Origin of the sequence: Sphingobium cupriresistens, assembly GCF_004152865.1 — a bacterium.
Lineage (GTDB): Bacteria > Pseudomonadota > Alphaproteobacteria > Sphingomonadales > Sphingomonadaceae > Sphingobium > Sphingobium cupriresistens.
Window position 1 is genome coordinate 1 of sequence record NZ_SEOO01000007.1, and the last position, 23,364, is coordinate 23,364.

The following is a 23,364-nucleotide window of genomic DNA, read 5'->3' on the forward strand; positions in this document are numbered from 1 at the left end:
CTGGAAACAATCGGCGCGGTGAGCCATAACCCCATTGTCAGCCTGCCAGCTCTGGCTGCCTGACCCGAACCCGATCCCGATCCTGCCGTGGATTGACGGTTCCTACACCACCTCCTGGGACACGACCTATATGATCGAAGGCATATATCTGGCGCGCCATGCGCAGGAATGGGAGGTCCAGCCTCCCACCATCACGGAATCACCAACTCCATACCCGCCTTTACCCGATCAAGCGCGAGAAAGCTGTGGAAGCTGGCAATATAGTCCGTGTCCGACAGCAGGCGCCGGGTGGTCGCGTCGTAATGACGCATGTCCGGTGACACGATCAGCAGGATGAAGCTGCAGCCGCCCGTTACATAATAGCATTGCTGCACCGCCGGGTCGGCGCGGAACAAGGCCTTGGCGCGATCGACCGTGGCGGAGCGTTCGTCAGTCAGATGGACCTCCACGATCGCGGTGATGTCCAGGCTTACCGCGTCGGGATCGACGATCGCGGCGTTGCGGGCGATGATGCCGTCCTTTTCCATGGCGGCGATGCGGCGCTGGACCGCTGCGGTGGACAGGTTCACCGCCTGCGCGATGGCGCGCTGCGGCGTGCGATTATCCTGCTGGATGATTCGCAGGATCGCGCGGTCGAACGGGTCGGGAAGGCGAATATCGGGCATAAGCGAGTAATTGTTGCATTTCTGGGGCTAATCAAGAGCATTTTCCCCGCTGTCATGATGATAATGTTCGCAGCCGATACGGGGTCGGACGGAAAGATGGACGATGATGACAAAGGGATCAGGCGGGGCGATGCTGGCGGGCATCGCGTGCGGCGTGGGCGCGGGCGCTCTATGGGGGCTGGTGTTCCTGGCGCCCGAAGTGGTGCGCGGCTTCACCCCGTTGCAGCAGGCGGTCGGTCGCTATCTGGCCTTTGGCGCGCTCTCGCTGATCCTGGTCGCGCCGCGCTGGCGGATGCTGGCCGCGCGGATGACGCCGCGCCTATTGTGGGCGCTGGCCTGGCTCGCGCTGGCCGGCAACCTCTTTTACTATGTGCTGCTGGTGAGCGCGGTGCAGATGGGCGGCGTCGCCATGACATCGCTGGTGGTCGGTTTCCTGCCGGTGGCGGTGACGATCGTCGGTAGCCGGCAGGCGGGCGCGGTGCCTTTGCGCCAGCTCGCGCCCTCGCTGCTGCTGTGCGTCGCGGGCGCGCTGTGCATCGGCTGGCAGGCGGTGGTGATGCCCGGACCGGGGCCGGTGGCGACGCGGCTGCTGGGCTTCGCCTGCGCGGTCGGGGCGCTGATCTCCTGGACCGCCTTCGCCATCGGCAATAATCACTGGCTGCGGCGGCAGGACGACATGCCGGCGCAGGACTGGAACCTGCTGATCGGGCTGGCGACCGGGTGCCAGGCGCTGCTGTTCCTGCCGGTCGTGTTGTGGCTGGGCCTGGGGCGGCATGATGCCGCGGCCTGGACGCAGTTTACTACTGTCTCGGTCGCTGTCGCGCTGCTGGCTTCGATCGTCGGCAATGCGTTGTGGAACCGGGCGAGCCGGTTGTTGCCGCTGACCATGGTGGGGCAGATGATCCTGTTCGAAACCGCCTTTGCTTTGCTCTACGGCTTTGCGTGGGAAGCGCGCTGGCCGACCGGGCTGGAGAGCGCAGCGTTCCTGCTGGTGGTGCTGAGTGTCGTCAGTTGCATCGCGGCGCATCGGCGGCCGGTGGCAGGGCTTGTCACAACCGCCTGATTGCGCGCTTTCCCCTTTGAGGGATTCGCTATAGGGCGCTTTGCATGACCAATATGTTTCTTGTGATGGGCGGGGGCGCCGTGGGCGCCGCCTTGCGCTATCAATTGGGGCGCTTCGCCGGGCAGATGGCGCCCGGTACGGCCTGGCCCTGGGGCACTTTCGCCGCCAATCTGATCGGCGGTTTCGCCATGGGGCTGCTCGCCGGATGGCTGGCGCGCGGGGGGAGCGTGTCGGGCGAACCGATCCGGCTGTTGCTGGGCGTGGGCGTGCTGGGCGGCTTCACCACCTTTTCCGCGTTCAGCCTGGAAACCATGCTGATGATCCAGCGCGGCGATATCCTGCTGGCGAGCGGCTATGCGCTGGCGTCTGTGATCGGCGCAGTCGTGGCGCTGGGCGTGGGCCTGGCCGTGATGCGGAGTGTCGTGGCATGAAGGGGCGTCCTCCCGCCAGGCCCGGCGCGGGCGCGACCGGCGGCAAGGGGCCGCGCGACGGCAAGCCTGCGGGCCGTTCCGCCAGCGGCAAGCCGTCGGACAAGCGCTTCGGCGACAAGAAGCCGGGTGATAAAAAGCCCGCTGACCGCAAGTTCGACCGGAAATCCGCCGACGGCAAACCCGGCGCGCCCGGCCGCGCCCGTGGGGGCGCGAAGGCGGCAAGTGCGCGCAAGGGGGACGGCGGCAAGCCGCCGTTCAAGCCCCGTGCGAAAGCTGCTGCGCCCGCCGCAGCCAAGGCCGCACCGGCCGCCGCCAAGCCCGCCGCCGCCAAGAGTAGCGCCGCCAAGGGCGTGTCGCTAGACGTCCGCCAGTTCCGCGTGGCCGCCGACGATGACGGCATCCGCCTCGACCGCTGGTTCCAGCGGCATCTGCCCGATGTCGGCTTCAATATCGTGTCGCGCTGGTCGCGCACCGGCCAGTTGCGGGTCGATGGCGCGCGCGCCGCGCCGGGCGACCGTATCGTAGAGGGGCAGACGATCCGCGTCCCCCCCGCCGAAGCGCGGCCCGATATGCCCGAAAAGGCGAAGCGCGTCCGCGTCATCGACCTGACGCCCGACGAGATCGCCTATGCGCAGGAGATGGTGATCCATCGCGATGCGCAGGCCATCGTCATCAACAAGCCGCCGGGGCTGGCCACGCAGGGCGGGACCAAGACCGACGAGCATGTCGACAAGCTGCTCGACGCGCTGCTGTTCGATTCCGAATCGCGCCCCAAGCTGGTCCACCGGCTGGACAAGGACACGTCGGGCGCGCTGCTGCTGGCGCGGACCAGCCGGTCGGCCGCGCATTTCGCCAAAGCCTTTTCCAGCCGCACCGCGCGCAAGGTCTATTGGGCGCTGGTGATCGGCGTGCCGTCGATCAATGACGGCATGATCGAACTGCCGCTCGCCAAGCAGCCAGGCACCGGCGGCGAGAAGATGCATGTGGACGAGGAAGAGGGGATGCCCGCCCGCACGCGCTATCGCGTGATCGAACGGGCCGGCAACCGCGCCGCCTGGGTCGAGCTGCAACCCTATACCGGCCGAACGCACCAGTTGCGCGTCCATCTGGCGGCGATCGGCCACCCGATCGTGGGCGACGGCAAATATGGCGGCAAGGATAGCTTCCTGACCGGCAGCATCAGCCGCAAGATGCACCTCCATGCGCGGCGCATCCGCGTGGATCATCCCGATGGCGGGCGGGTGGACGTGATGGCGGACCTGCCGACCCATTTCGCCAACAGCCTGGAGGATCTGGGCTTCGACCTCTCCTTGGGCGACATGCCGCTGGACGACGAGATCGACCGGACCCCGACCCGCGAGGACGAAAAGAAGTTCGCGCGCCAGCATGCCAAGCAGGTGCGCAAGGATCGCAAGGGCGAGCGCCGGTCGCGGGGTGGCGGCCGCGGCGAATGACGCCGGGGGCGCCCTATCGCTGGACGGATGAGGCGGCGATCCGGGATTTCGTGGGACAGTCGGGTTTTGGCCTGCTCTGCGTCGCTGCGCCCGACAGGATGCATGTGGTGCATCTGCCTGTCGTCTGGCTGGACGATCGGCGGATCGGCCTGCACATCCATCGCGCCAATCCGATCGTGCGGCATCTGGATGGAGCGGACGCACTGATCGTCGTCGCCGGGCCGCATGGCTATGTCAGCCCGGACTGGTATGGCCTGCCCGACAAGGTGCCAACCTGGAATTACCAGTCGGTCGAGCTGCGCGGGACCATGGCGCGGCTGGATCGGGCGGCGACGATCGCGCAGATCGATGCGCTGAGCGATGAACAGGAGCGGCGGCTGGCGCCCAAGCCGGTCTGGACCCGCGACAAGATGGGCGCAGGCCAGTTCGATCGGCTGTTGGCGGGGCTGGTCGGGTTCGCCATGCAGGTGGAATCGCTGCACGGCACCGCCAAGCTGGGGCAGGACAAGCCGGAGGCGGCGCGGATCGGCGTGGCCGATGCGCTAGACGCCGGTGGCAATGCGGCGCTGGCGGCGCTGATGCGGGCGACTCTGGGCGAAGGGGACGCGGCATGAGCAATCGCCTGGTCGTCTTCGATTGCGACGGCACGCTGGTCGACAGCCAGCACAGCATCTGCACCGCCATGACCCGCGCCTTCGAGGATGTGCAACTGCCGCCGCCCGAACGGCTGGCGATCCTGTCGGCGGTGGGCCTGTCGCTGCCGGTCGCGATGGCGCGGCTGCTGCCCGATGCGGAGGCGGATTTCCACGATCATCTGGCCGATCGCTACAAGCTGGCGTTCCAGGCGATGCGGCGCGAGCAGGGGGTGCAGGAACCGCTCTATCCCGGCATCGCCGATCTGGTGGCGGAGCTTGACGCGGCGGGATGGCTGCTGGGGGTGGCGACCGGCAAGTCGGACCGCGGCCTCAACCTGTGCCTCGCCCATCACGGTATCATCGACCGGTTCGTGACGCTGCAGACCGCCGATCGCCACCCGTCCAAGCCGCATCCCTCGATGCTGATGACCGCGATGGCGGAGGCGGGGGCAGAGCCGGAAACCACGGTGATGATCGGCGACACCAGTTTCGACATCGCCATGGGGCTGGCCGCAGGCGTGCGCAGCATCGGCGTGGCATGGGGCTATCACCTGCCGGGGGAACTGGTCGCAGCGGGCGCCCATGCGGTGGCGATGGACAGCGCGGAATTACGCGGTCATATCGGCGCGCCATGACCGATCTTCCTCCAGAGACACCGCCCAAGACCAACGCCGATTCGATCGCCCGCCAGCGCCATTTCGCCATTGGCCTGTTCCGCCTGTCGGGCGCCTTTATCGTCATGTTCGGCTTCGTGGCCATCATGCAGCGCTTTTCCTGGGTGCAGGGTGACAGCGCCAAGGCGTTCGGCGCGATCATGGTCGTCACTGGCCTGTTCCAGTTCATCGTCGTGCCGCGCCTGTTGCTGGCGCTGTTCCGTCAGAAGCCGCCGCAATGAAGCGTTTCTACAAGGATGTGACCGTCGTGGCCGACGATGGCGGCTTCGCGATCCAGCTGGACGGCCGCGCGGTCCGCACCCCCGCGCGCGCGCCGTTGGCGCTGCCCACGCCCGCGCTGGCCGATGCGGTCGCGCAGGAATGGCGCGCGCAGGGCGAGACGGTCGACCCCGCCCTCATGCCGATGACCGGCCTTGCCAATGCGGCGATAGACCATGTCGCGCCAAAGCCTGCGGCGTTCGCCGAAGGGATCGCGCAATATGCGCAAACCGACCTGCTCTGCTATCGCGCCGATGGGCCGGAAGCGCTGGTCGCGCGGCAGGCGGCCGCGTGGGAGCCGCTGCTCGACTGGGCGCGGGCGCGCTATGACGTGACCTTTGCGGTGACGCAAGGGATCATCCCGGTGCCGCAGCCGCCTGAAACGCTCGCCCGGCTGGGCGCGGCGGTAGCCGCCTGCGACGCCTTCACGCTGGTCGGACTGTCAACTTTGGTGTCGCTCAGTGGATCGCTGGTCTGCGGATTGTCGATCGTAGAGGGCGGGCATGACCTTGATCGGGTGTGGCAGGCCGCCGAAATCGATGAGGCATGGCAGGTCGAACTATGGGGCGAAGACGCGCTGGCCGCCTCAGCTGGCGCACGGCGCACCGCTGATTTTTCCATGGCCGGAGCCTTTTGCGCGATGAGCCGCAAATAAGGCGGTAGGAACCCAAGCACGTATTCGTTCATTCTATGGATGGCGAGGGCGCATTGCGTCCATCCGACAACCTGTTTCAACGATCAAGGAGACCCAGACGTTGGCCTCAACGTTCCGCAACACCGCTTTGACCGCTCTTTTGACGCTGTCCGCGCCGCTGGCCCTGGCCGCTCCCGCACTGGCGCAGCAGGCGCCGGCCGAAACGACGCCCCCGGCAGCGGATGCCGCGCCCCCGGCCGACACCGCCCCTGCAACCGAGGGCGCAGCAGCGCCCGCCGCTCAGGCCGCTCCCGTCGCGCGTGAAATGACCCCCGCCGAAATCGCCGCCTTCAACAAGGCCGTGACCGACTTCACCGCGGGGCAGGCGGCGCAGCAAAAGGGTGATAATGCCGGGGCGGTGGCCAAATATGATGCCGCGATCCCCGCGATCCGCACTGCGGTGGAGGCCGATCCTGCGAAGATCGACAATGTCAATTTCCTCGCCAATGCGCTCTATGCCGACGCTGCCGCCTATGGCGTGCTGGGCCAGATGGACAAGGTGATGGCGCTCTACGGCGAATCGCTGCCCCACTGGCGCAAGGTGGTGGAAACCAAGCCCGCCGACGCCGCGAGCCGCAACATTTTGGCCGGCATCCTCATCCAGATGGGCAATAAGGAATTACGCGACCATGACCGCGCCGGGGCCGACCCCTATTATGAAGAAGCGCTGGCCCTGGCGCGCAAGTCGGTGACGGAGCAGCCGACTGACGCGGTGAGCAAGAATGTGCTGCTGTCCGCGCTCATCGGCGCCAGCCAGACCTCCACGGAAGAAGGGCTGCGTGAAGAAGCGATCAGCATGGGCAAGGCGATGATGGCCGACGGCACCATCGACGCGATGAACAAGCCCTCGATCGAAACGATGACGGGACCTGCGGCGCCGGCTCCTGCACAATAAGTGTTGGTCGTATGACGCGACGGAAGGGCCGGGGCGATGCTTCGGCCTTTTTCGTGCGCCGCGCGCAAGCAGACCCGTCAACCGTTACCGATCTTGTCCGCGTAGAGCATCCGGCCCGGTCCCAACATGCCTAGCACCTGCGGCACCAGATGGGGGGCGACAGCGAAACAGCCTTCGGAACGGCCGCATTTGCCCCAGGCGGCAACATGATCCTCGCTTACATAGTCCGCGCCATGGATAACGATGGCGCGCGGTTCGGCGTTATTATTCTGCGGGTCGAGGCCCAGCAGGCGCATCGACCGGCCATGTTGGCCGAAATACATCTCGCCCGTCTTGAATGCGCCGGACGAGCTGGCGAGCGAATTAAATTCGTTCGAAAAACTATGCAGCCAGCCGGAATGTTCGGGGTCCGATCCGCGACCGTGCGACACCAGATAGCTGCTGGTCTGTCCGCCGATCAAATCGACGATATGCATCCGCGGATTTTTCGATGGGGCGTCGAAATCCACGATCGCCAGTCGATCGCGCAACGCGAAGGCGTTGGCATGACGATCGAGCGCCGCCCTGGCGCGTTCCAGCAGCGCGGAATAGGGCTTTTGCGCCACCGTGCGCGGGGTTGCAGGTACGGTGGGCGCTGGCGGAACCGCAGCGGGGCTGATCGGTTCAGGCCCTGTCGAGGACAGAGCGGCGCGACCGATGCTGTCCGACAAAAACGAAAAGGCGAGTCCGCTTAAAGCGAACTTCGTAAAATTGCGGCGATCCATGACCGTCCTATAGCAAAGCGGACGCCCCGGTCCAAGACCGGGGCGCATGAGTTTACTCGCCCGTTTTGCTCGCTTCATCCGCAGGCTGGCTCTGTTCGCCGCCTTCGGGCAGGCGCGACGTCATGCCGGACGCCTCGGCATCATCCTGAATCTGCTGCAGTTCCGACACCGAGGGCGGCGGCGCAGCCGGAGTCGCGTCAACGTCATTCTGCGGTTCGGGCAGTGGCGCTTCGGGTTCCTCCACAATCACATTTTCGACCGGCGGCTCGACCAGATTGTTGGTGACGGTCGGGGCTTCTTCTTCCTTCTTGCCGCAGGCGGAGAGGAGGAGGGCGCCGGCAAGGGCGGCGAGTACGAATGTGCGCATGGGATCAATCCTTCGATGCGATTGCGGGAGAGGGGGCTGCCGTGGGATCGACGCGGCGGCTGGATGCCTCGATCTTCTGCGCGAGCAGCTTGTCCCAGCCATAGGGATCGGCGCGGAAGCTGACCGTGCCTTCATTGTTGGCGAAGGCCGTCCAGTAGAGCAGATAGACAGCAACCTGACTGGGCAGGGACACGCGCTGGGTCTTGCCTTCGTCGATCAGCGTCTGGATCTGGCCGTTCAGATCGGGATCGGCAGCGACCATCAGTTCGGCCAGCGCCACCGGCTTTTCCAGGCGGATGCAGCCATGGCTGGCGAGCCGGTCGTAGCTGGAGAATTTCCCGCGTGAGGGCGTGTCGTGCAGATAGACGGCGAAGGGATTGTTGAAGTCGAACTTCAAGCGGCCCAGCGCGCTGTTCGGCCCCGCCGGCTGGACGATGCGTTCGCCCCCTTCGGGCGTCTTGACGATCTTGTAGCCCTGCCGCGCGAGCGTGGCTCGCCCCTTGGGGAAGAGTTCCCGCTTGGCGATCGACATCGGCACGTTCCAGGGCGGATTGACCACGATCGAATGGATGCTGGAGGTCAGCATCGGCGTCTGGTTGGTCGGGCTGCCGGTGACGGCCCGCATCGAACTGACTGGCTGGTCGCCTTCGAACACGGTCAGCACGGCGGCGGCGATGTTCACCTGCACGCGGTTGACCGGCAGGCTGCGCGGCATCCAGCGCCAGCGCTCCATATTCGCCATGATCGCGGCGATTCGATCGTCCACCCCGACGTTGAGCGCTTCCAGCGTGCGTGCGCCGAGCGTGCCGGTGGGTTCCAGGCCATAGCGGCGCTGGGCGCGCTGGATCACGTCGACCAGTTTTTCGTTCGGCGTGACGGCCGGGTCTTCCAGCGCGATGCGGGCGCGCACCACGTCGGGCGGGGTGGAGGCGGTCAGCGTCGGCCAGCCGCCCTTGTCGCGGATCACCTCATATCGGGCGAGGCCCTTGCGCAGCGTGTCATAGCCCGACCAGGGCGGGGTGAGACTGGCGGACCACTGCGCCAGCCGATCTTCACCGACTGCCTTGGCAAGGCCGGGACGCGGATCGAAGGCGGCCGGGCGGAGCGCCCAGACCTGAAGGAAATCGGCCGTATCGACCCGGCCGGTGTTCAGCGCCTTGGCGCGGTCGAGCAGGGCGTTGACCAGCGCGTCGCCGCTCAGCGGGCCGCTTGCCTTCTGCCGCGCCATCAGACCCTGCGCGGCGCCGGTCCTCAGCCAGTCATTGGCCCAGGCCTCCTGCGCTGGCGACAGCGCCGGGATCGGCACGGGCGGCGGCGGAACCGGGATGGGCTGGACGGTCGGCGCAGGCAGCGTGGGCGCGACGATGGGCGGCGGGGTTTGCGCGACGGCGGGGGAAGACGCTACGCCAAGCAGCGCCAGCAGCGGGATACGGATCAGGTTGGGACGGTTCATGCTGGACCAGATAGCGCAAAGCCGTCACGGTTCAAATCGCGATAGCGGAAAAGATCATGCTGCACGTTGTTCACCATCCTGCCTATGTCTCCCCTGCAACAGATGGCGGCCGCTTTCGTTTCGACAAATATGGCCTGGTGATGGATGCGCTGCGCGAAAGTGGCGTGAATTTCCAAACGGTTGAACCTGTGTCGATGCCGCGCGCCTGGATCGAGGCGGTGCATGACCCGGCCTATGTGGCGGAAGTCATGACCCTGACGGTCCCGCCCGAAAAGACGCGGCGGATCGGCTTTGCGGTGACGGAACGGGTGATGCGCCGGTCGATGCTGTCGCCGGGCGGCACCTGGGCGGCGGCGAAGCTGGCGATGGTGCATGGCTATGCCGCCAACGCCGCGGGGGGCAGTCATCATGCGCTGCGCGATACCGGGGCTGGCTATTGCGTGTTCAATGATCTGGCGATCGCCGCCAACCGGCTGATTGCGGAGGGGGATGCGGCGCGCATCCTGATCCTCGACCTCGACGTGCATCAGGGGGACGGCACCGCGTCGCTGCTGGCGGGGCGGGGCGACATTTTCACCCTGTCGATCCATGCGGAAAAGAATTTCCCCGTCAGGAAGGCGCGATCGACGCTCGACATCGGGCTGGAGGACGGAACTGGCGATGACGCCTATCTTATGGTGCTGACGGATGTGCTGCCGCGCGTGCTGGACGATTTCGCGCCTGACCTTATCCTCTATCAGGCCGGTGTCGATCCGCACGGGGAGGATCGGCTGGGCCGGTTGGCGCTGAGCGACGCCGGGCTGGAAGCGCGTGACCGCTTCGTGATGCGGCAGGCGCGCGCGCGCGGCGTGCCGCTCGCCAGTACCATGGGCGGCGGCTATGGCGAGGACCGGATGGCGATCGCCCGCCGCCACGCCGCCTGCATGATCCGTCTGGCTGAAGAAGCGGCTTAGTGGAAGGCGCCGGGATCGGCCACGGCCGCCTCGGTGTTCGTCTCCATCAGCTTGGCCGCGATCAGGCCGGCGAGCGCCAGCGCCATGAAATCGCTGAAGGCGAGGTAGAGAATATAGCCCCAGGGCGCATGATTGAACACCGCCTGGCCGATATGCAGCCATAGCACGGCGCCCAGCGCAAAGAGGATGGTCGCACGCGCCCGGTCCGCAAAGCCGGTCGTCACAAAACGCAGCGCCAGAGCGATCACCACGCCGACGACCAGCGACAGGATCAAGCCGCCGATAAGCGCGCCGCTGTCCATCACCGGGAAGCCGCCTTCATTGTAAAAGATCTGCGCGACTGGCCCCTTGCCGTAAAGGATGGTGCCCTGCGCCGTCGCAGGATCGGGGATCACATAGACGCCGGTGCCGGTGGGGGTCAGCGCCTGCGCCATTGCGGCCTGCAAATTGGCGCTGGCCTGTTCGTCTGTACGGCTGAGCGCCAGCGCCGACAAGGGCGTGCCCCAGAAGATGAAGCCAGTGATGAACATGGAAAGGCCCCCCAACAGGCCGCCGATCAGAGCGCGAACCATAATGCATCCCCCTTTTCCGATATGAAGCTGACGCATCAACGCAGGGCGGGCAACATCTTTCCCGTCCTGGCGGTCAGTCCTTGGGTCGCGCGGCCTTTTCGGCGATGCCCGACAGGCCTTCGCGCCGATCCAGTTCGTCCATCACCGCGTCGAGCGGTATGTCGAGATCGGCCAGCAGCATCATCAGGTGGAACAGCAGGTCGGCGCTTTCGCCGATCACGCCCGCGCGATCGTCCGCCATCGCGGCAATGACCGTTTCGACCGCTTCCTCGCCGACCTTCTGCGCGATTTTGGCGCGGCCTTTGGTGGTCAGCTTGGCGACATAGGAGGCCGACGGGTCGGCGTTCCGTCGTTGGCGGATGGTCTGTTCCAAAGTATGAAGGGTCGCGCGCATGGGCTGCATCAAGCTTTTCGCGCGCGACCCGTCAATCACTTATTTACGCTTGCGGCCAGCAAGGAACATTCGGCCGGCCAATACGGCCGCGCCCATGCCGAACAGCGCCATCTGTTCCGGTTCCGGCACCGGCGTGGGCGTGCCGCCCGACGAGCCGCCGGTGGAGCCGCCCGTGCCGCCGCCGGTGGACGAGCCGCCGCACTTGCCGAACCAGCACCAGAAGCTGGCATTGGCGGGCGCTGGTACGGCAGCGCTCATGAGGCCGGCAGCGCCGGCCATCAGAAGCATCTTAGGAATTTTCATGTCAAATCACCCCGTTTGCGTCAAACCTGTGATGGTGGAACGCGACCCGGAGATGGTTAAGCAGAGTTCATGCCATGCAGCAGAAATCTCGGCATTTCAGCGGTGCGCCATAGTTAACGGCGATTGCGAAAACATGGTTGCTGTAAAGTGGATCGACGCTTCACGCCGACCGTACCGGCACGCCCGCCGCCGCGAGCGCGTGATGGGCCTCAGCGATCGTATGTTGGCCGAAATGGAAAATGGACGCGGCCAGCACCGCGCTGGCATGGCCCTGCACCACACCCTCGACCAGATGGTCGAGCGTGCCGACCCCGCCGCTGGCGATCACCGGAATCGATACCGCGTCGGCGATGGCGCGGGTCAGCGCCAGGTCGTAGCCCCCCTTGGTGCCATCTCCATCCATCGAGGTGACGAGCAGTTCGCCCGCCCCCAGGTCCGCCAGGCGCAGGGCGTGTTCCAATGCGTCGATGCCGGTCGGCTGGCGACCGCCATGGGTGAAGATTTCCCACCGGCCTTCGCTCACTTTACGCGCATCGACGGACCCGACGATGCACTGGCTACCGAAGCGGTCGGCGATGTCGGCCACCAGTTCGGGGCGGGCGACCGCCGCGCTGTTGACCGCGACCTTGTCCGCGCCCGCCAGCAGCAGCGCGCGCGCATCATCCGGCGTTCGCACCCCGCCGCCCACGGTGACGGGCATGAAGCAGACTTCGGCGGTGCGGCGCACCACGTCGAGGATGGTGCCGCGCGCTTCATGGGTGGCGGTGATGTCGAGGAAGCAGAGTTCGTCCGCCCCGGCCGCGTCATAAAGCTTCGCCTGCTCGACCGGATCGCCGGCATCCTTCAGATCGACGAAATTGACGCCCTTGACCACGCGCCCATTGGCGACGTCGAGGCAGGGGATGACGCGGGTGCGGACGGTCATGCGACTGGTTTCCAATGCCCGTGGGATGTCACGTTACTCACGCCGCCGCCTTGGCGACCGCCAACGCGGTCTTGAGGTCCAGCCGCCCGTCATAGAGGGCGCGGCCGGTGATGACGCCTTCGATCCCTTCGTCGGCATGGAGGCTGAGGATGCGGATGTCCGCGATCCCCGCCACGCCGCCGCTGGCGATCACCGGAATGTCGGTGGCGCGGGCGAGATCGACGGTCGCGTCAATATTGCAGCCCTTGAGCATCCCGTCGCGGCCGACATCGGTGAAGAGCAGCGATGCGACGCCGGCATCCTCGAACCGACGGGCCAGGTCGATCACTTCCATATCGCTCTTTTCCGCCCAGCCGTCGGTCGCGACGAAGCCGTCGCGCGCATCGACCGCGACGACGATGCCACCGGGAAAGTCGCGCGCCGCCGCCTTGACGAAGGCGGGGTCTTTGAGCGCTGCGGTACCGATCACGATGCGCGAGACGCCGAGGTCGAACCAGCGCTCCACCGCTTCGCGATTACGGATGCCGCCGCCCAACTGGACATGGCCGGGAAAGGCTTCGACGATCTTCTCGACCGCCTGCGCATTGACGGCATGGCCGGCGAAGCTGCCGTCGAGGTCCACGACATGGAGATGCTGCGCGCCCGCTTGCGCGAACAGCAGCGCCTGCGCGGCGGGATCGTCGCCATAGACGGTGGCGCGGTCCATATCCCCCTCGGCGAGGCGGACGACCTGGCCGTTCTTCAGGTCGATGGCGGGAAAGACGATCAGGGACATTATGCGACTTCCAAAATTCCGGTCGGTTCGAGCTTGTCGAGAACCTGTTGCGCGAGGGTTCTCGACAGGCTCGAACCGAACGGATGTTGCATTATATCACGGCTTCCAATCCAGAAACCGCGCCATAAAGGCCAGCCCGTAACGCTGGCTTTTTTCGGGGTGGAACTGGCAGCCGATGATGGTGTCGCGCGCGACTGCGGCGACGAGAGGCCCGCCATGGTCGGTCGTCGCGGCGACATGGGCGGGATCGGCGGCCTCATAATGATAGCTGTGCAGGAAATAGGCCTCGCCGGCCTCGATGAGCGGCGGCGCGCCGTTCAGCACCACATCGTTCCAGCCCATATGCGGCACCTTCACGGCGGCGTCGGCTGGTTCGATCAGACGGACGGTGCCGGGAATCCAGCCCAGCCCCTCATGTCGGCCGAACTCCTCGCCCGCATCGGCCAGCAATTGCATGCCCACGCATACGCCCAGGAACGGCGCGCCGCGCCCGTTCACCGCCTCGTTCATGGCGTCGACCATGCCGGGGATCGCGACCAGCGCATCGCGGCAGGCGCGGAAGGCGCCCACGCCCGGCAGGACGATGCGATCGGCCCTGGCCACGACATCGGCGTCGGCGGTGATGGCGACATCGTGCGCGCCGGCCTTGCGCAGAGCATTATGGACCGAATGGAGATTGCCCGCGCCATAGTCGATCAGGGCGATCATGCGAGCAGGCTCTCCAGAGTGACGCCCGCCGCCGCGCGCACCGGGTTGAATGCGATCACCTCAGCCGTAGCGGCGCCGTTGACGACGAAAGGATCGGTCGCGGCCTTCGCCTCGATCGCCGCGCGATCGCCACGGGCCAGCAATATACCGCCGGTTCGCGGCTCACGGCGGCCGGCCAGAAGCAGCCAGCCATCGGCAATGCCGCGGTCCAGCCAGGCCCGATGATCCGCCAGATGGCCGTCCAGAATATCGGCCGGAGCCGTGTAGGTCAGCGATATGATGAACATGGGTCCGGCCTTTCGTTGCGCTGTTACAACATGCCCTTGGTCGAGGGAATCGCGTCCGCCTTGCGCGGGTCGATCTCCACCGCCTGGCGCAGCGCGCGGGCCAGACCCTTGAACGCGCTTTCGACGATATGATGGTTGTTGCTGCCATAGAGCAGCTCGATATGCAGCGTGATGCCGGCTGCCTGGGCGAAGCTGTGGAAGAAATGCTCCACCATCTCCGTGTCCCATTCGCCGACCTTGGTGACGGTGAAGGGCAGCTTGCACACCAGCCAGGGGCGACCCGAAATGTCGAGCGCAACGCGGCTCAGCGTCTCGTCCATCGGCGAATAGACCGATCCGTAGCGGCTGATCCCGCGCTTGTCGCCCAGCGCCTTCCCCAGCGCCTCGCCGATCGCGATCGCGGTATCCTCGGTCGTATGATGCTGGTCGATATGCAGGTCGCCGACCGTCTTGACGGTCATGTCGATCAGCGAATGGCGCGACAACTGCTCGATCATATGGTCGAGGAAGCCGATGCCCGTCGACACCGTATAGAGGCCAGTACCGTCGAGGTTGACGGTGACGTCGATCTGGGTTTCCGCCGTGTTGCGGTGAATCTCGGCCGTGCGCATGGCCGCCCTATAGCGCGTAGCGCCCGTCATGCAATCTGCCATGCAATCTGGGCGTGCAATCCGCCTGCGGGGGTTGACCGCATGTTTCGGGCCGTTAGGACATTGCGCCATGAGCGAAGATCTGCCCGACAGCCTGATTCCCTATGACGAAATCGTGCAGGAGGCCCTGCGCGCGGTCGTCGGCCGGGTGCTGGGCGAGGTGCAGCAGTCCGGCGGCCTGCCGGGCGCGCATCATTTCTACATCACCTTCAAGACGAACGCGCCGGGCGTCGATATCCCCAAGCATCTGGTGGAGCGCTTCCCGGATGAGATGACCATCGTCCTCCAGAATAAATATTGGGACTTGAAGGTCAGCGACCATCATTTCGAAGTCAGCCTGACCTTCAACCAGGTTGCGGCTCATCTCAACATTCCCTTCAGCGCGATCACCGCCTTCGTCGATCCGGCCGTCAATTTCGCGCTCCAGTTCCAGGTCGCGGCGGACGAATTGCCGCAGCCGCACGAGGAGGCGGAAAATGACGGCCCGCAGGTGACGGCCGAAGATGGCTCCAACGTGGTGACGGTGGACTTCGGGAAGAAGAAGTAGAGCTGTCCGTCGGCGGGGCATGTCGCGCCGTCGGTCATTGGAATTTTGCAGCCCTGCCTTACATGACAGTCTCTTGAGATTCTTTCTCAAAAGGAGACTATCCGCATGTCCGATACCCGTACCGAGACCGACAGCATTGGCGCCATAGAGGTGCCTGCCGACGCCTATTGGGGGGCACAGACGCAGCGGAGCATCGAGAACTTCCCTTTCGGTGACACCGAACGGATGCCGCTCGGCATCGTCCATGCGCAGGCGATCGTGAAGCAGGCGGCGGCGCGGGTGAACGGGACGCATGGGCTGGACGCCAGCCTCGTCGCCGCGATCGAGGATGCGGCGCAGCAGATCGTGTCGGGGGCGCTGGACGATCAGTTTCCGCTCGTCATCTGGCAGACCGGGTCGGGCACCCAGACCAACATGAACGTGAACGAGGTGATCGCGGGTTTCGCTAATGAGCAACTGGCGGGCACGCGCGGCGGCAAGAGCCCGGTCCATCCCAACGACCATGTGAATATGAGCCAGTCGTCCAACGACAGCTTTCCGACCGCGCTGCATGTCGCAACCGTGATGGCGACGCGCGACCGGCTGATCCCCGCGCTCGAAAAGCTAACGGCGGCGCTGACCGCCAAGGCGCAGGCCTGGAGCCATATCGTCAAGATCGGCCGCACCCATACGCAGGATGCGACGCCCCTGATGCTGGGCCAGGAATTTTCCGGCTATGCCGCGCAACTGGTCAGCGGCCGCGCGCGGATCGAGGGGGCGCTCAACGGCAATATCCGCAAGCTGGCGATCGGCGGCACGGCCGTCGGCACCGGCCTCAACGCGCCCCAAGGCTGGGCCGAGGATATGGTCGCGGCGATCAGCGATATCGCGGGCGCCCCGTTCGAAAGCGCGCCCAACAAGTTCGAGCAGCTCGCCGCCAAGGATGGGCTGGTCTTCTTTGCGGGCGCCTTGAGCACGCTGGCGGTGTCGCTGACGAAGATCGCCAACGACATCCGCTTCCTGGGATCGGGGCCGCGATCGGGTCTGGGCGAACTGGACCTGCCCGCGAATGAGCCGGGCAGTTCGATCATGCCCGGCAAGGTCAACCCGACCCAGTGCGAATCGCTGACCATGGTCGCGGCACAGGTGATCGGCAATGCGCAGGCCGTGACGATCGGCGGGATGCAGGGCCATTTCGAACTCAACGTGTTCATGCCGCTGATCGGCGCTAATGTGTTGCGCTCCATCCATCTGCTGAGCGTCGGCATGGAGAGTTTCGCAGAGCGCTGCGTCGAGGGTTTGGTCGCGAATGAAGCGCGGATCGCCGAGCTGGTCGATCGGTCGTTGATGCTGGTGACCGCGCTGGCCCCGGAGATCGGCTATGACAATGCCGCCGCCATCGCCAAGCACGCCCATAAGACGGGGCAGACGCTGAAAGAGGCAGGGCTGGAACTGGGGTTGGTGGACGAGACGACCTTCGACCGGCTGGTGCGGCCGGAAAATATGGTCTGATCCAGATCAACATGGCGGAACCGGCGGGCATCCGGTACATTAACCCTGTATGAAGAAAAAAGCCCTCACCCCCTCCGCCCCGTTGGTGACGATCCGTCCGCCCAAAAAGGCGGGCCTGCTGCGAAAAGCGGCGCGGGTCGGTGCCACGGTGGTCGCTGCGCGGGTCGCGGCGGCGACGGGCAAGAAGGGCGTGTTCGGCCTGATCGCGGGCGCAGGCGCCAAGCGCATCATCATGCGCTACCCCGCCGGCGCGCTGTTCGTGACAGGCGCCTATATGGCGGGCAAGCTGTATGAGGCCAAGCGCGAGGCGGAGCGTAAAAAGAACCTCAAACTGCTGCCCGACAAGAGCGGCGAGCCTATTCCGATCGAAAGCGCGCGCAAGGCCAAGGCCTAAAGCGCCGCCTGCCATTCGCGCACCGCGTCGATGGGCCAGGTCAGCATCAGGATGTTGAGCGTCAGATTGTCGCGGATCACCGCCAGCGCCAGCAATTCCAGCACGATCGCGAGCATGACCGTCACCCAAGTTGGCGCGCGGGCAGCGAACAGGAAGCCCAGCGTCATCATGCCGATATCGCTCATCGAATTCAGGATGGTGTCGCCGGAATAGCCGAGCGCGATCGTCGTGGCGCGATAGCGGTCGATGATGATCGGCGAATTTTCCAATATCTCCCATGCCGATTCGATCAGCACGGCCAGCGCCAGCCGAGGCCCGATCGGCCGGCGTTTCAGCAACAGGTGTGCGCCCGCGTAGAACAGGAAGCCGTGGATCACATGGCTGAGGCTGTACCAGTCGGCGATATGCTGGCTGTTGCCGCTGTCGAGCGCGCCGTGCCACAATTCGACATAGCCGCAGGTGCAGATGGGGGGGCGGCGCATCAGGAACAGGATGACGCAAGCGGCCAGTGCGATCAGGGCGGCGGCGATGAGGCCGCGCCGGTTGATCCTTTGTGTGCGTCGCATCGTCTCTCCCCAGCCCCCTCTTGCAAAATCGCGTTTCAGGCGTCACTAGCGGCCATGGCCGACACCCTTCCTTCAGAGACTCCCGATTTCAAGCGGCGGGGCGTTCTTTTCGTCCTTTCCTCCCCCTCCGGCGCGGGCAAATCCACCATTGCGCGCAAACTGCTGGCGGCCGAACCGGACCTGTCCATGTCGGTATCGGCGACCACGCGGCCGATGCGGCCGGGGGAGATCGAGGGCAAGGATTATCATTTCGTCGATCTGCAAGAGTTCCGCCGGATGACGAGCGACCATGAGTTTCTGGAATGGGCGCATGTGTTCGGCCAGCGTTACGGCACGCCACGTGGCCCGGTCGAGGCGATGTTGAAGGCTGGCCAGGACGTATTGTTCGACATCGACTGGCAGGGTGCGCAGCAATTGCACCAGATTGCCGGCGGCGACGTCGTCCGCATCTTCATCCTGCCGCCGTCCATGGAGGAGCTGGAGCGTCGCCTGCGCGGGCGGGCGACCGACAGCGAGGCGGTGATCGAGGGTCGCATGGCGCGCGCCGCGGGCGAGATCGCGCATTGGGACGGCTATGATTATGTGCTGTGCAATGTCGATGCCGAGGACTGCTTTGCACGGGTCCAGACGATCCTGCACGCCGAACGGATGAAGCGCAGCCGACAGACCGGCCTGATCGGCTTCATCCGCAAGCTGGGCCGTTACCACCAGGACGATTAAACCCGATCAAACCCGGCCGGGTCCGCCCAGTCGGGATGAGTCCAGGTCATCGCCTTGAACAAGCTGCCCATTTCGGCTTCGTCGGTCAGGCGGTGGCGGGCGGCGCCTATCTCCGCGGCGCGGGTGGGGGCGGTGCGGGCGAGCTGGTCGGCGCGGGCGTCGATGCCGAGCTGGCGCAGATAATCGCCCTGGCCGACCGGGCCATGGACACGCAGGCCCGCCTGGCGCGCCATATTGCCCAGCACGGTGAAATCGACATGGGTGGTCAGGTCCACTTCGCCCGGATCGGTGAAAGGATCGGCGAACTGGTGTCCCTTCACCGCCTGGAGGGTGTCGCCCAGCGCCGGGCCTTCATGGCCATAGTCGATGATGATGACGGCGCCGCCCTGCTTGGCGATGCGGTGGGCCAGCGCATAGGCGATGCCGGCGCCCACGATCGGCGATTCGAGGATCGCGCCTTCTGGGGCTTCCACGGCGAGCGGCGGCAGGCCCGATTCGATACGACGATAGCCGGGGACGGGCAGGAAGCGGCCCTCCGCCTCCCGGCTGACGACGACGCGCTCACGCCATTCGTCCCCGACGCGGATGCACTGGCGGACGGGCAGAGCGTCGAAAAATTCATTGGCGACGACCAGCAGCGGGCCGGTGTCGGGCAGGCTGTCGATGCTGTCATGGTGGACGGCATGGGGTAGCAGGGCCAGTTGGCGGCCGCGCAGCGCCGGGCTGGTTTCGACCAGATGCACTTTGGGGGCGAGCGCGGCGCGTTCCATCGCCCGCAGCGCGTCGGCCGCCAGGGTGCCGCGGCCCGGCCCCAGCTCGGCATAGACGGCTTCGGGGCGGCGGCCCGATCGCATCCAGACGTCGGCCAGCGCCAGGCCGACCAGCTCGCCGAACATCTGGCTGATTTCCGGCGCTGTGGTGAAATCGCCGTCCGCGCCTAGCGGATCGCGGGTGGCGTAATAATGCTGGTTCGCCTCCGCTATATAGTGCGCGACCGAGATCGGCCCGCCTGAAGCGATCTGCCGCGCCAGCCGATCGGCCAACGGCAGATCGGCCAAGGGTTTAGGCGACACTGTTCATCCCGGCGATCGGTTCCACCCGGACGCGGCGGCGGCCGGCGGTGACGATCAGATAGAGGCCGCCCAGGATCATCGGCACGCACAGCCACTGACCCATGTGCAGGCCGGTGCGCGCGGCGAACTCCATCAACTGGGCGTCGGCTTCGCGGACATATTCCACGCCGAAGCGGAAGCAGCCATAGCCCAGCAGGAAGAGGCCGACCAACATGCCCGGCTTGTAGCGCGCGCGTGTCTTCCAGAAGGCGAAGGCGAGGATGAGGAAGAGGACGACGCCTTCGAGCGCGGCTTCGTACAACTGGCTGGGATGGCGCGGCAGATCGCCGCCGGTGGGGAAGATCATACCCCAGGGCACGTCGGTTTCCTTGCCCCACAATTCGCCGTTCACGAAATTGGCGAGTCGGCCGAAGAACAGGCCGAAAGGCACGACGCAGGCGACATAATCATGGATGCGCAGCCAGCTCAGCTTTTCCTTCCACGCCATGTAGAGGATGCCGAGCGACACGCCGACCGCGCCGCCATGGAAGGACATGCCGCCATTCCACAGCTTGAAGATATCGAGCGGGTGGGCGAGGATTTCGGGCTGGTAGAAGATCACATAGGCGAGCCGCCCGCCGATGATGATGCCCAGCGTCGCATAGAAGATCATGTCGTCGGCATGGCGGCGGCCCATCGGCGAACCGGGCTGGGCGACCAGTTTGAGCAGATACCAATAGCCGATCAGGATGCCCGACAGATAGGCGAGGCTGTACCATTTGAGCGTGAAGAAGCCCAGATTGAGGGCGACGGGGTCCAGCCCCAGATCTTCAAAGCGAATGGCGCCCGAAGCGGCGGCGGCAAGGTCCAGGATCAAAACAACGTCCCCTTGGGAATTGGATTGCGGGCATAGAACAAGCGGCGGCCAAGATGAAGGGGGGACGAGGATTTGGTGATGTCGGCGCGTCGCGCAGGGTCCGATTGCGCGCCACGGCCGAAGTTCACACCGTTGTCGGGTGATTTGCGCGAAAAGCGCCGCCGACGCGCCTGCGACGCTATCGCGAGGCTACAGGTGGGGAAGTTCGGGGTCAGGATTGGGTCACATCGACGCCACACCGACGCGCCGGGTTCGCGCCATCTTTGCGCCATGGGTGCGATGGGCCAGCGGTTGGCAGGCCTGGGGAGTGGCTGGTCCATCGGTGAGGGTAAACCAGAGAATGGCGGAATAGGAAAGACTGTGGCGTGGGGGAGCGAAAACGGACTGGATGCCTGTCCGCTGACGGGGTGAGTGATGGCCATAGGCGACCATTTGCGGTTTTCAAAATATGCGGGCGTCATTACTTGGAAGCGGCCATTCCACTTATCGTCACCCCAGCGAAGGCTGGGGTCTCAGGCGGTCAGAAAATAACGTCTGACATATCGCGCCAACCTGGATTGCTCTCTTCCACAAGCCGGATTTTCCATTCCCGCTTCCAGGCTTTGAGTGCTTTCTCGCGGGCGATAGCGAGCGTGATGTCATCATGTGGCTCGACCAGAACCAGGCGGGTCAGCCCGTATGTCTTGCAAAAAGCCGATCCAGTGCCGTTTCGATGTTGTTCGGCGCGCGCAGCGATGTCGGCTGTGACGCCGATATAAAGAACGCCCCTCGGCTTGTTGGTCATGATGTAGGTGTAGCCGCCCCGTGCCATGTCCCACCGTAGCGCACCGCCGCCTGAGACCCCAGCCTTCGCTGGGGTGACGGTGAATTTTATGCTCGCTCTACGGCATTTGCGCCCGTAAATCCGCCATTCCCCTCTGCACCCAAATCAGTCCCTCGCGCCCGCATCCTCCAGCCCCTTCGCCGCGCGCACGCCCTGGCGGCCGTGCTGTGCCAATGCTTGTTTCAGCGCGGTCGGATGTGGAGCGATCAGGAAGCCGAAGCTGACCGTACCATGTTTCGTTTCGACGGCATGGTGCAGGCGGTGGGCCTGGACGATGCGCTTCATGTAGCGGGAGCGGGCGACATAGCGGTGCTTCACCCGCTGATGCACGATGATGTCGTGAAAGCCCAGATAGATGGCGCCATAGGCGGCGATGCCCGCGCCGACCGCGGTCGCCCAACTGCCCCAGCCCCATTGCACGCCACCGAGCAGCAGCAGGATGGAGGGCAGGGCGAAGATCACGAAATAGAGGTCGTTCGCTTCCCAAAAGCCGGTACGCGGGCGGTGGTGGCTGGCGTGGAGGAACCAGCCGGGGCCGTGCATCACCCAGCGGTGCATGACATAGGCAAAGCCCTCCATCGCGGTGAGCGTGGCGAGGAAGATGAGGCAGAGGGCGATGGGCGACATGCTGACGCATATAGGCGCTGTGGCGGGACGAGGCGACCCTCCTATCATTCCTATGGACAAATTGCGTTATGGCCAGTCGGTCCTAAGGCGGGCTGGATGGCGTGTCCGGGGCGTGGTGGATGACGCGCTGCGGGTAGGGAATGGCGATATCATTGTCGCGAAACAACTGCCAGACGCGGCCCAATACGTCCGACTTCACATTGCCCACGCCGCCTTCGGGATCGCTGATCCACACCAAAATGTCATGCTCGACCCGGCTTTCGCCAAAGCCGGTGAGCCAGACATTGGGCTTGGGATTGCGCAATACGCGGGGGCTGTCCTGCGCGGCCTGGAGCATGAGTTGCTGGGCGAGTTGCAGATCGGAGTCGAAGGCAATGCCGATAGGGATGCGGACGCGGACGTTGCGGTCGGAATAGGACCAGTTCTCCACCTCCTGCGTCATCAGATTCTCGTTGGGAATCAGATGTTCCTTGCCGTCGCGGGTAATGACGGAGACGGCGCGGACGCCGATCTTGTTCACCCAGCCGAAACTGTCGCCCACGACGATGACGTCGCCCGGCTTGATCGATCGGTCCATCAGCAGGATGATGCCGGCGATGAGGTTGCCGAAGGTTTTTTGCAGGCCGAAACCGATGGCAAGACCCAGCGCGCCGGAGAATACCGCGAAGGCGGTAAGGTCGATGCCCAGCAAGTCGACGCCGATGAAGAAGGCGGCGACGACCACGGTGATGGCGGCGAGTTTCTGCGCCAGCAGCTTTTGCGTCGGATCGAAGCCGTCGGTCTTCTGGATCGAGCGGCCGATCACCCGGTTGGCCAGGCGCACCGCGGCGAATAGCGCGACGCAGGTGGCGGCGATCGAGAGCAGGCCGAGCAGGGTGATGCGCCGCTTGCCCAGGGTGACGCCGATCCGGTCGAGCATTTCGCCCACCGGGGCGATGCCGCCGCTGCTGCCCGACACGATCAGGATGAAGAGGATGAGCGCGAGTGGGGCGACCGCCCAGCGCGGGATGGCGAGGCCGCGCAATATATGGGTGGCGAGCAGCGCCACTGCGCCGCCCAGCATGGCGCCGACGACGAGATGGGCGATAGAGCCGGTCGGCCAGAGGATGAGCGCCAGCGCCAGCAGCAAGGCGGCGACGCCGTGGCGCAGGATGGCGCGGACATGGCCGGCCAGCGCGTCGCCCAGCGGCGGCAGGCGATGGCGCAGGCGCGGGGCGAGGGCGCGGCCGATGGCCCAGGCGGCGGCATAAAGCACAATGGCGAGCAGCAGCGCGACCATCGGGTGGACGATGTCCGGGTCGCCGGGCAAGAGCGCCAGCAAATGGGTGGCGCCAGGGGTCATCGGCG

General features: G+C 65.5%; 31 protein-coding genes. 13 read left to right on the top strand and 18 right to left on the bottom strand.

The window, feature by feature from the left end:
• Positions 1–191: 191 nt before the first annotated feature.
• Positions 192–665, bottom strand: coding sequence for an Lrp/AsnC family transcriptional regulator (locus EWH12_RS05790; RefSeq protein ID WP_066606381.1), 474 nt, complete (start codon positions 663–665; stop codon positions 192–194).
• 106 nt (positions 666–771) lie between these two features.
• Here EWH12_RS05790 and EWH12_RS05795 point away from each other — a divergent pair, with 106 nt between their 5' ends.
• The 8 genes from EWH12_RS05795 (at position 772) to EWH12_RS05830 (ending at position 6,769) form a co-directional block, all read left to right on the top strand.
• A complete protein-coding gene (locus EWH12_RS05795; RefSeq protein ID WP_207212366.1) occupies positions 772–1,728 on the top strand; it encodes a DMT family transporter in 957 nt (318 codons plus the stop codon).
• Between the two features lie 44 nt (positions 1,729–1,772).
• A complete protein-coding gene (gene crcB, locus EWH12_RS05800) occupies positions 1,773–2,159 on the top strand; it encodes a fluoride efflux transporter CrcB (RefSeq protein ID WP_066606377.1) in 387 nt (128 codons plus the stop codon).
• Positions 2,156–3,613 carry an RluA family pseudouridine synthase gene (locus EWH12_RS05805; RefSeq protein ID WP_066606374.1) on the top strand — a complete coding sequence of 486 codons (1,458 nt, stop codon included), beginning with the start codon at positions 2,156–2,158 and terminating at the stop codon, positions 3,611–3,613. The genes crcB and EWH12_RS05805 overlap by 4 nt, the downstream gene beginning before the upstream one ends.
• Complete coding sequence (locus EWH12_RS05810; RefSeq protein WP_129925991.1) at positions 3,610–4,227, top strand: FMN-binding negative transcriptional regulator; 618 nt, start codon at positions 3,610–3,612, stop codon at positions 4,225–4,227. Before EWH12_RS05805 ends, EWH12_RS05810 begins: the two co-directional genes overlap by 4 nt.
• Positions 4,224–4,883, top strand: coding sequence for an HAD-IA family hydrolase (locus EWH12_RS05815; protein ID WP_066606370.1), 660 nt, complete (start codon positions 4,224–4,226; stop codon positions 4,881–4,883). The genes EWH12_RS05810 and EWH12_RS05815 overlap by 4 nt, the downstream gene beginning before the upstream one ends.
• Positions 4,880–5,143, top strand: a complete 264-nt coding sequence (locus EWH12_RS05820) for a hypothetical protein (protein ID WP_066606363.1) — start codon at positions 4,880–4,882, stop codon at positions 5,141–5,143. Before EWH12_RS05815 ends, EWH12_RS05820 begins: the two co-directional genes overlap by 4 nt.
• Positions 5,140–5,835 carry an ATP12 family chaperone protein gene (locus EWH12_RS05825; RefSeq protein WP_129925992.1) on the top strand — a complete coding sequence of 232 codons (696 nt, stop codon included), beginning with the start codon at positions 5,140–5,142 and terminating at the stop codon, positions 5,833–5,835. Before EWH12_RS05820 ends, EWH12_RS05825 begins: the two co-directional genes overlap by 4 nt.
• A 100-nt stretch (positions 5,836–5,935) precedes the next feature.
• On the top strand, positions 5,936–6,769 hold the full coding sequence (locus EWH12_RS05830) for a hypothetical protein (RefSeq protein WP_129925993.1): 834 nt from the start codon (positions 5,936–5,938) through the stop codon (positions 6,767–6,769).
• 77 nt (positions 6,770–6,846) lie between these two features.
• Here the strand turns inward: EWH12_RS05830 and EWH12_RS05835 are convergent, their stop codons facing one another.
• Genes EWH12_RS05835 through EWH12_RS05845 form a run of 3 tightly spaced genes read right to left on the bottom strand, consistent with a single transcriptional unit; the run spans position 6,847 to position 9,353 of the window.
• Complete coding sequence (locus EWH12_RS05835) at positions 6,847–7,533, bottom strand: murein L,D-transpeptidase catalytic domain family protein (protein WP_066606359.1); 687 nt, start codon at positions 7,531–7,533, stop codon at positions 6,847–6,849.
• A 52-nt stretch (positions 7,534–7,585) separates the two neighbouring features.
• Entirely contained in the window at positions 7,586–7,900 is a 315-nt protein-coding gene (locus tag EWH12_RS05840; protein ID WP_066606358.1) for a hypothetical protein, read from the bottom strand.
• Positions 7,901–7,904: 4 nt separating this feature from the next.
• On the bottom strand, positions 7,905–9,353 hold the full coding sequence (locus tag EWH12_RS05845) for a L,D-transpeptidase family protein (RefSeq protein WP_129925994.1): 1,449 nt from the start codon (positions 9,351–9,353) through the stop codon (positions 7,905–7,907).
• Positions 9,354–9,409: 56 nt separating this feature from the next.
• On the opposite strand from EWH12_RS05845, the gene EWH12_RS05850 reads away from it, so the two are divergent.
• Positions 9,410–10,306 carry a histone deacetylase family protein gene (locus tag EWH12_RS05850; RefSeq protein ID WP_129925995.1) on the top strand — a complete coding sequence of 299 codons (897 nt, stop codon included), beginning with the start codon at positions 9,410–9,412 and terminating at the stop codon, positions 10,304–10,306.
• Here EWH12_RS05850 and EWH12_RS05855 read toward each other — a convergent pair.
• The 8 genes from EWH12_RS05855 to hisB all read right to left on the bottom strand — a co-directional run bounded on the left by EWH12_RS05855 (position 10,303) and on the right by hisB (position 14,881).
• Positions 10,303–10,878 (bottom strand): hypothetical protein, encoded by a 576-nt coding sequence (locus EWH12_RS05855; RefSeq protein WP_207212362.1) that lies wholly within the window; start codon positions 10,876–10,878, stop codon positions 10,303–10,305. The genes EWH12_RS05850 and EWH12_RS05855 overlap by 4 nt on opposite strands.
• 73 nt (positions 10,879–10,951) lie before the next feature.
• Positions 10,952–11,272: a phosphoribosyl-ATP diphosphatase gene (locus EWH12_RS05860; RefSeq protein ID WP_066607425.1), complete on the bottom strand. Its 321-nt coding sequence runs from the start codon at positions 11,270–11,272 to the stop codon at positions 10,952–10,954.
• A 39-nt stretch (positions 11,273–11,311) separates the two neighbouring features.
• The gene (locus EWH12_RS05865; RefSeq protein WP_129925996.1) at positions 11,312–11,575 is read right to left on the bottom strand and encodes a PEP-CTERM sorting domain-containing protein; all 264 of its coding nucleotides are present in this window, start codon (positions 11,573–11,575) and stop codon (positions 11,312–11,314) included.
• 160 nt (positions 11,576–11,735) lie between these two features.
• Positions 11,736–12,500: an imidazole glycerol phosphate synthase subunit HisF gene (gene hisF, locus EWH12_RS05870; protein ID WP_129925997.1), complete on the bottom strand. Its 765-nt coding sequence runs from the start codon at positions 12,498–12,500 to the stop codon at positions 11,736–11,738.
• Between the two features lie 37 nt (positions 12,501–12,537).
• Positions 12,538–13,275 (bottom strand): 1-(5-phosphoribosyl)-5-[(5-phosphoribosylamino)methylideneamino]imidazole-4-carboxamide isomerase, encoded by a 738-nt coding sequence (gene hisA, locus EWH12_RS05875; protein ID WP_066606346.1) that lies wholly within the window; start codon positions 13,273–13,275, stop codon positions 12,538–12,540.
• A 96-nt stretch (positions 13,276–13,371) separates the two neighbouring features.
• The gene (gene hisH / locus EWH12_RS05880) at positions 13,372–13,983 is read right to left on the bottom strand and encodes an imidazole glycerol phosphate synthase subunit HisH (protein ID WP_066606343.1); all 612 of its coding nucleotides are present in this window, start codon (positions 13,981–13,983) and stop codon (positions 13,372–13,374) included.
• Positions 13,980–14,270, bottom strand: a complete 291-nt coding sequence (locus tag EWH12_RS05885) for a YciI family protein (protein ID WP_066606340.1) — start codon at positions 14,268–14,270, stop codon at positions 13,980–13,982. Before EWH12_RS05885 ends, hisH begins: the two co-directional genes overlap by 4 nt.
• Positions 14,271–14,293: 23 nt before the next feature.
• Complete coding sequence (gene hisB, locus EWH12_RS05890; RefSeq protein ID WP_066606338.1) at positions 14,294–14,881, bottom strand: imidazoleglycerol-phosphate dehydratase HisB; 588 nt, start codon at positions 14,879–14,881, stop codon at positions 14,294–14,296.
• A 109-nt stretch (positions 14,882–14,990) separates the two neighbouring features.
• On the opposite strand from hisB, the gene EWH12_RS05895 reads away from it, so the two are divergent.
• From EWH12_RS05895 to EWH12_RS05905, 3 genes are all read left to right on the top strand, one after another.
• Entirely contained in the window at positions 14,991–15,467 is a 477-nt protein-coding gene (locus tag EWH12_RS05895; RefSeq protein WP_066606334.1) for an SspB family protein, read from the top strand.
• Between the two features lie 105 nt (positions 15,468–15,572).
• Positions 15,573–16,958 (top strand): class II fumarate hydratase, encoded by a 1,386-nt coding sequence (gene fumC / locus EWH12_RS05900; RefSeq protein ID WP_129925998.1) that lies wholly within the window; start codon positions 15,573–15,575, stop codon positions 16,956–16,958.
• 49 nt (positions 16,959–17,007) lie between these two features.
• On the top strand, positions 17,008–17,352 hold the full coding sequence (locus tag EWH12_RS05905) for a hypothetical protein (protein ID WP_066606329.1): 345 nt from the start codon (positions 17,008–17,010) through the stop codon (positions 17,350–17,352).
• Here the strand turns inward: EWH12_RS05905 and EWH12_RS05910 are convergent.
• Positions 17,349–17,918, bottom strand: a complete 570-nt coding sequence (locus EWH12_RS05910) for a DUF2585 domain-containing protein (RefSeq protein WP_129925999.1) — start codon at positions 17,916–17,918, stop codon at positions 17,349–17,351. The genes EWH12_RS05905 and EWH12_RS05910 overlap by 4 nt on opposite strands.
• Positions 17,919–17,972: 54 nt before the next feature.
• Here EWH12_RS05910 and gmk point away from each other — a divergent pair, with 54 nt between their 5' ends.
• Positions 17,973–18,638: a guanylate kinase gene (gmk, locus tag EWH12_RS05915; RefSeq protein ID WP_066606324.1), complete on the top strand. Its 666-nt coding sequence runs from the start codon at positions 17,973–17,975 to the stop codon at positions 18,636–18,638.
• Here the strand turns inward: gmk and EWH12_RS05920 are convergent.
• From EWH12_RS05920 to EWH12_RS05940, 5 genes are all read right to left on the bottom strand, one after another.
• Complete coding sequence (locus tag EWH12_RS05920; RefSeq protein WP_066606321.1) at positions 18,635–19,711, bottom strand: class I SAM-dependent methyltransferase; 1,077 nt, start codon at positions 19,709–19,711, stop codon at positions 18,635–18,637. The genes gmk and EWH12_RS05920 overlap by 4 nt on opposite strands.
• Positions 19,701–20,567, bottom strand: coding sequence for a prolipoprotein diacylglyceryl transferase (lgt, locus tag EWH12_RS05925; RefSeq protein ID WP_066606319.1), 867 nt, complete (start codon positions 20,565–20,567; stop codon positions 19,701–19,703). Before lgt ends, EWH12_RS05920 begins: the two co-directional genes overlap by 11 nt.
• Positions 20,568–21,087: 520 nt before the next feature.
• Entirely contained in the window at positions 21,088–21,441 is a 354-nt protein-coding gene (locus tag EWH12_RS05930) for a GIY-YIG nuclease family protein (RefSeq protein ID WP_066606270.1), read from the bottom strand.
• Between the two features lie 54 nt (positions 21,442–21,495).
• Complete coding sequence (locus EWH12_RS05935; RefSeq protein WP_129926000.1) at positions 21,496–22,017, bottom strand: sterol desaturase family protein; 522 nt, start codon at positions 22,015–22,017, stop codon at positions 21,496–21,498.
• Between the two features lie 82 nt (positions 22,018–22,099).
• Positions 22,100–23,359: a mechanosensitive ion channel family protein gene (locus EWH12_RS05940; RefSeq protein ID WP_066607422.1), complete on the bottom strand. Its 1,260-nt coding sequence runs from the start codon at positions 23,357–23,359 to the stop codon at positions 22,100–22,102.
• Between the last annotated feature and the right edge of the window lie 5 nt (positions 23,360–23,364).

What these genes read in the sequence shown, in the direction of transcription:
- EWH12_RS05835 (WP_066606359.1), bottom strand. Translation starts at nt 7,533, where the DNA reads ATGGATCGCCGCAATTTTACGAAGTTCGCTTTAAGCGGACTCGCCTTT.
- EWH12_RS05855 (WP_207212362.1), bottom strand. Translation starts at nt 10,878, where the DNA reads ATGGTTCGCGCTCTGATCGGCGGCCTGTTGGGGGGCCTTTCCATGTTC.
- hisF (WP_129925997.1), bottom strand. Translation starts at nt 12,500, where the DNA reads ATGACCGTCCGCACCCGCGTCATCCCCTGCCTCGACGTCGCCAATGGG.
- hisB (WP_066606338.1), bottom strand. Translation starts at nt 14,881, where the DNA reads ATGCGCACGGCCGAGATTCACCGCAACACGGCGGAAACCCAGATCGAC.
- gmk (WP_066606324.1), top strand. Translation starts at nt 17,973, where the DNA reads ATGGCCGACACCCTTCCTTCAGAGACTCCCGATTTCAAGCGGCGGGGC.
- EWH12_RS05885 (WP_066606340.1), bottom strand. Translation starts at nt 14,270, where the DNA reads ATGTTCATCATATCGCTGACCTACACGGCTCCGGCCGATATTCTGGAC.
- hisH (WP_066606343.1), bottom strand. Translation starts at nt 13,983, where the DNA reads ATGATCGCCCTGATCGACTATGGCGCGGGCAATCTCCATTCGGTCCAT.
- hisA (WP_066606346.1), bottom strand. Translation starts at nt 13,275, where the DNA reads ATGTCCCTGATCGTCTTTCCCGCCATCGACCTGAAGAACGGCCAGGTC.
- EWH12_RS05910 (WP_129925999.1), bottom strand. Translation starts at nt 17,918, where the DNA reads ATGCGACGCACACAAAGGATCAACCGGCGCGGCCTCATCGCCGCCGCC.
- EWH12_RS05795 (WP_207212366.1), top strand. Translation starts at nt 772, where the DNA reads ATGACAAAGGGATCAGGCGGGGCGATGCTGGCGGGCATCGCGTGCGGC.
- EWH12_RS05815 (WP_066606370.1), top strand. Translation starts at nt 4,224, where the DNA reads ATGAGCAATCGCCTGGTCGTCTTCGATTGCGACGGCACGCTGGTCGAC.
- EWH12_RS05840 (WP_066606358.1), bottom strand. Translation starts at nt 7,900, where the DNA reads ATGCGCACATTCGTACTCGCCGCCCTTGCCGGCGCCCTCCTCCTCTCC.
- EWH12_RS05905 (WP_066606329.1), top strand. Translation starts at nt 17,008, where the DNA reads ATGAAGAAAAAAGCCCTCACCCCCTCCGCCCCGTTGGTGACGATCCGT.
- fumC (WP_129925998.1), top strand. Translation starts at nt 15,573, where the DNA reads ATGTCCGATACCCGTACCGAGACCGACAGCATTGGCGCCATAGAGGTG.
- EWH12_RS05790 (WP_066606381.1), bottom strand. Translation starts at nt 665, where the DNA reads ATGCCCGATATTCGCCTTCCCGACCCGTTCGACCGCGCGATCCTGCGA.
- crcB (WP_066606377.1), top strand. Translation starts at nt 1,773, where the DNA reads ATGACCAATATGTTTCTTGTGATGGGCGGGGGCGCCGTGGGCGCCGCC.
- EWH12_RS05810 (WP_129925991.1), top strand. Translation starts at nt 3,610, where the DNA reads ATGACGCCGGGGGCGCCCTATCGCTGGACGGATGAGGCGGCGATCCGG.
- EWH12_RS05940 (WP_066607422.1), bottom strand. Translation starts at nt 23,359, where the DNA reads ATGACCCCTGGCGCCACCCATTTGCTGGCGCTCTTGCCCGGCGACCCG.
- EWH12_RS05865 (WP_129925996.1), bottom strand. Translation starts at nt 11,575, where the DNA reads ATGAAAATTCCTAAGATGCTTCTGATGGCCGGCGCTGCCGGCCTCATG.
- EWH12_RS05895 (WP_066606334.1), top strand. Translation starts at nt 14,991, where the DNA reads ATGAGCGAAGATCTGCCCGACAGCCTGATTCCCTATGACGAAATCGTG.
- EWH12_RS05825 (WP_129925992.1), top strand. Translation starts at nt 5,140, where the DNA reads ATGAAGCGTTTCTACAAGGATGTGACCGTCGTGGCCGACGATGGCGGC.
- EWH12_RS05935 (WP_129926000.1), bottom strand. Translation starts at nt 22,017, where the DNA reads ATGTCGCCCATCGCCCTCTGCCTCATCTTCCTCGCCACGCTCACCGCG.
- EWH12_RS05820 (WP_066606363.1), top strand. Translation starts at nt 4,880, where the DNA reads ATGACCGATCTTCCTCCAGAGACACCGCCCAAGACCAACGCCGATTCG.
- EWH12_RS05850 (WP_129925995.1), top strand. Translation starts at nt 9,410, where the DNA reads ATGCTGCACGTTGTTCACCATCCTGCCTATGTCTCCCCTGCAACAGAT.
- EWH12_RS05860 (WP_066607425.1), bottom strand. Translation starts at nt 11,272, where the DNA reads ATGCGCGCGACCCTTCATACTTTGGAACAGACCATCCGCCAACGACGG.
- EWH12_RS05845 (WP_129925994.1), bottom strand. Translation starts at nt 9,353, where the DNA reads ATGAACCGTCCCAACCTGATCCGTATCCCGCTGCTGGCGCTGCTTGGC.
- EWH12_RS05805 (WP_066606374.1), top strand. Translation starts at nt 2,156, where the DNA reads ATGAAGGGGCGTCCTCCCGCCAGGCCCGGCGCGGGCGCGACCGGCGGC.